This window comes from Bartonella sp. CE47NXGY, from assembly GCF_042195415.1.
In the GTDB taxonomy this organism is placed as follows: Bacteria; Pseudomonadota; Alphaproteobacteria; order Rhizobiales; family Rhizobiaceae; genus Bartonella.
The window spans coordinates 1-1,961 of the sequence record NZ_JBHIOI010000107.1; the positions used below are offsets into that span (position 1 = coordinate 1).

General features: G+C 35.4%; 1 protein-coding gene. It reads left to right on the forward strand.

What is annotated here, in order from left to right; all coding sequences use genetic code 11:
- Positions 1 to 1,961 (forward strand): type ISP restriction/modification enzyme (locus tag ACFIL3_RS09825; protein ID WP_375682190.1); only part of this gene is annotated, 1,961 nt, incomplete at both ends.

Below are 1,961 nucleotides of genomic sequence, written 5' to 3' on the forward strand. Positions count from 1 at the left end.
GATCTGATGAGAGGTTTACTAGAGAAAAACAGTGAATATTTAGAACTTCAGAAAAACCTCAATATTGAAGTTATCTTTGGTAATCCCCCTTACTCAACAGGTCAAAAAAACGAAAACGATAATGCAAAGAATACTCCCTATCCCATATTAAATAAACGTATCGGTGAAACTTACGCCGCTCAATCTAAAGCAAATCTTAGGCAAGCGCTTTATGATAGTTATATTCGTGCCATTCGCTGGGCTAGTGACCGTATTGCTGATGCTGGAATAATCGGCTTTGTCACAAATGGAAATTTTATCAGTGGATATTCTATGGATGGTTTACGAAAATCTTTAGCCAAAGAATTTAGCAGTATTTATGTGCTTAATTTACGGGGGGATATTCGTAAAAATATGAGGAATAAAAACAACGCTCAAGAAGGAGAAAATATTTTTGGCAATGGTAGTATGACCGGTATTGCTGTGACACTATTTATCAAAAACCCCAATGCTTCTGAAGAGTGTAAAATTTACTATCATGACATTGGAAATTCACTCACAAGAGAAAAAAAGCTTACAATAATAGAGTCTCTTGGGAGCATTGATGGTGTTACACGGAGTAAACAAGGGTGGCAAATAATCACACCAGATAAACATGGGGATTGGCTTGGTCAACGGGATGACAGTTTCAAAGCATTTTTAGCTATAGGTGATAAAGGTGATAAAAAAAGTCATGGTAAAAAACTTTTTGAGATTTATTCTTGTGGTCTAAAAACCAATCGTGATGCTTGGACATACAACTCTAGCCGTGAAGCTTTAGCAAAAAATATGCGTAATATGATTGCCTTCTATAACAGTGAAGTGGAACGTTTTAACAACACCTATCCACATACTGACCATAAAACACGTACAAAGGTTGTAGATAATTTTGTTAATACAGATGAGAAAAAGATAAGTTGGAGCCATAATGTTAAGCAGGAACTGGTAAAAGGAAAAATTTTCGAATTTGAAGAAGCGTGCTTTATTCAAAGCCTTTATCGCCCTTTTATGAAACAGTGGCTCTATTATAATCGCACCTTCAACGATAGAGTTTCCAAAATGCCGTGTGTATTCTCTATGGAACAAATGAATGAAAATAGGGTAATACAAGTTACAGGTATAGGAGCAATGGTGGGCTTTTCTGTCTTAATGACCAGGACTCTACCTAATTTTCATGCAATAGATACTGGTCAATGCTTTCCAAGGTATATTTATGAGGATATTGAATCTTTAAAAAGTAACAATAAAAGTGAGAAACAATCCCTTTTATTTACAAACTCTATAGAAGAAAACAAAACAGCTGATTTACAAAGGTGTGATGCCATTACTGATGAAGGTCTAGACCATTTTAAAGCCGCTTATCCTAATGAAACTATCACGAAAGATGATCTATTCTATTATGTTTACGGTCTTTTACATTCGGAAGATTATTGTGCTCGTTATGCTGATAACCTCTCTAAAGAACTGCCTCGTATCCCTTGTGTAAAGAGTGCTGGTGATTTTTGGAAGTTTGTAACAGCAGGACGTGAACTGGGTCATTTGCATGTGAATTATGAAGATGTAGAGCCTTATCCAGTAACCTTTAAAAAGGGTAATCCAAAACTGACAGAAATCTCTAATCCCGAAAAATTCTATTATGTAACTGAAATGAAATTCGCAAAAATTAAGGATAGTAAAGAAAAGGATAAAACCACTGTTATTTATAATAGCAATATCATCATGACAGATATCCCACTTGACGCTTATGAGTATATCGTCAATGGTAGACCCGCTCTTGAATGGGTTATGGGGCGTCAATGTGTAAAGACTGATAAAAAGAGTGGTATTGTGAATGATGCCAATCGTTATGCTGTTGAAACCATTGGTAACCCTGCTTATCCATTAGAGTTGTTTCAAAGGGTTATTACCGTAAGTTTAAAAACAATGAAGATTGTTAAGAACTT